Annotated in this window: 1 protein-coding gene; it reads right to left on the bottom strand. The window is 35.7% G+C overall.

Translation table 11 applies throughout. From position 1 onward, the window contains the following. Window positions 1–523 precede the first annotated feature (523 nt). Window positions 524–2296, bottom strand: coding sequence for a bifunctional diguanylate cyclase/phosphodiesterase (locus DS885_RS16580; protein WP_113820515.1), 1773 nt, complete (start codon window positions 2294–2296; stop codon window positions 524–526). Window positions 2297–2775: the final 479 nt, after the last annotated feature.

Genomic DNA, 2775 nt, shown 5'->3' with positions numbered 1-2775 from the left:
TAAGCCGGTTAACCCTACATTTAAATGTTTAATCATTATAGTTTCCCGTGAGTTTGTGGCTAATACCAGTTCTAGTAAATATCAGATCTAAATTTTGCGCCGGAAAAATGGCTTAGTTTGAGGCGTAAGTTGATGTAAATGGTTGTTCCCTATACGAAACTTACAACGAAAAAATAAGTTGTTTTAACAAGTAAAATAGATCAGTTACTTACTATGATTGGTATAATACCAATGGCATTCAATAAGCGATCTCAACGTTGCGCAGGAAATTGGCTTAGTTCAAGGCGTCATTTAAGCCTTTCGACGATTAACTTGGTTAATAGTCTATCGGAGAATTAATTAAAAAATGTTAATTCTTGAATAGTTGCGCTATTTGCAAAATGACAACGAAGGACTCAGTTATTTTAACAAGTAAAATAGATCCGTTTCTTAGTGTGATTGGTATAAGCAGTATGATGGCTACAGAAGGCCAAAGTTGCTCAGGGTTAACAACTAGCAAGCCTTCTCGTTTCTGCGATTAGCGCTAACAGTAATTTGTTTTTACTTGATCATTTGCTTCATCATAAATATAGATTGAATTGCCTTTTATCTTTTTCGCCATTGCCTTCGCATGGGTTGTTAATACAGCAACATCATGATGGCTCTTGCAATAAGGAGGTGGAAGGCAAACACAGCCTATCGATAAGCTTAATAAAGGGTAAAATTGCTTGTTACCCGTTCTATCTTCCCCTGAAATTCCCCCTTTCTCAAGGTCCTCAGGTCGGTAACGGTAGCGTACCCAATCAGAAAACTTGTTTAAAATTTGTTCGCACTGTGTTTCCCAATCTGGAGATGAAGAGATAAGAATGAAGTCATCCCCACCTATATGCCCTATAAAGTCATCGGAACCATTACTTTTTGTTCTAAGAATATCAGCGAGACCAAGGATAATCTGATCGCCTTTTTCATAACCATAATAATCGTTGTAAGGTTTAAAATTATCTAAATCAATGTAGCACACAGTAAAAGGGGCTGATGTTGATAAAATGTAATCAAGTTTTTTACTGATTGGGACGTTACCGGGTAATAAGGTAAGCGGGTTTGCATAGCGAGCGTTATTAATTTGTAGGTTGGTTATCTCCTTTAATAAGTCGATGATTAACCCTATGCCTTTATATTTACCCTGTTTTACAATGATAAATTCTAATACTTTCTTGTTGTTAATCTTTTCGCTGATCATGACACTGGCTTGTTCAATGAGTAAGTCATCTTCTAACACAAGTACATCCTGGTCAATTAATCTGGATAATTCAAACTTATTGGAAAGGTCGTGCCCATATTTAGAGAATAGTAGATTGGTTAAGCTGCTTCTCCGTACGACACCTACTGGTTCATTACCCGCAATAATAGGGATACAGTCAACATCTGGAAATTGGTTAAATAGGTCGGTACAAACTTGCACATTAGATGCAATATCAATCGCTTGAAATGGTAATAAAAGATCGCCCACCGTGGCTGTTGAAACCGCACGGTTTTCCATTTGATTAAGTAGTTTTCTATCGTTAAAAAAATGAGAAGGGAGCTTAACAATAGGAGATTTCTCAGGATGGCTGAAATAATAACCTTGGCAGAATGGGGTGCCTATTTTTTCTATAAACTGAAACTCATCAGCTGTTTCTATCCCTTCAGCGATGACTTTACAATTAAGCTCTTCCGCAATGTTTTTAATAGAACGAACGAATTGTTGTTTTACTTTATCTGAGTCAATCTCACAAATAAAGTGACGATCAATTTTGACAAAATCGGGACGTAATTCATACCACATTCTTAAACCGGAGTAGCCAGAGCCTAAATCGTCCATAGCAATTTCAAACCCCATCTCCTTATAATGTTTTAGCGCATCTCTCACTAACTCATAATTTTCTAAAGGGCTGTGTTCGGTTAACTCTATCACCACTTGAGAGGGGGATAGGCCACTATTTTGTAACAGCTTTAGCGTCTCACCTGATTTGAAATTAGGCTCAAATAACGTTTCAGGGCTCGCGTTAAGAAATAATTTCCCAGGCAATTTGCTTTGTTTAAAGGCAGATATTGATAACTCGCGACATAATAGCTCTAAAGCAACTAAGCAACCTTGTTCTTTTGCTGCTTCAAATAAAGCGATGGGGGAATGGAAATGAGTGCCTACGGGCCCACGTGTTAACGCTTCGTAACCAAAGATATCTTGTTGCTGATTTTCGATAATAGGTTGAAATACAATAGATAAGTTTCTATCGTTAATAATTGATTCAATGGTTAAGGTATTTGTATTTGGCATCGTTTTATAGTCATTAGTTAAAGATTATTCACTTTAATTAAAGATTAATAAATTTACTGTTTGAACTTATGCCAATTTTACTAAGCGCTTTGTTAGCTTTTCACATGAAAATCACTCTTTAATAGCTGAGTTTTAACAAGTACTAACTATTTTAGTTGGTGTAATCAATTGACTGGTGTCGGTAAACTATAAAGTATTAAAGTGCATTTATTTCATTACACTACAAACAAAGTATGTCACTTTTATTACAGTGTCATCTATTTAAAATCAAGTGTTTATAGAGTGACTATAAACACAATGACAATAAAAGATGGGAATAGAAATGAAAGGGAGGACTACTTGTGTCTAAAAATTTTATTGAAAAGTGAAGCTATAATTGAAATAAAACTGACGGTTTCTGCATCTGCGGCACTTTCAACGCATTGTTGTTTCAGTTCTTTTTTATTGTTCGGGATGGACTTAACTAACGTCATTTCTTC

It is taken from the genome of Psychromonas sp. B3M02, assembly GCF_003318165.1.
Taxonomy (GTDB): domain Bacteria; phylum Pseudomonadota; class Gammaproteobacteria; order Enterobacterales; family Psychromonadaceae; genus Psychromonas.
The sequence above is the reverse complement of the archived record's forward strand: the minus strand, read 5'-3'. Positions and strand labels throughout refer to the sequence as shown.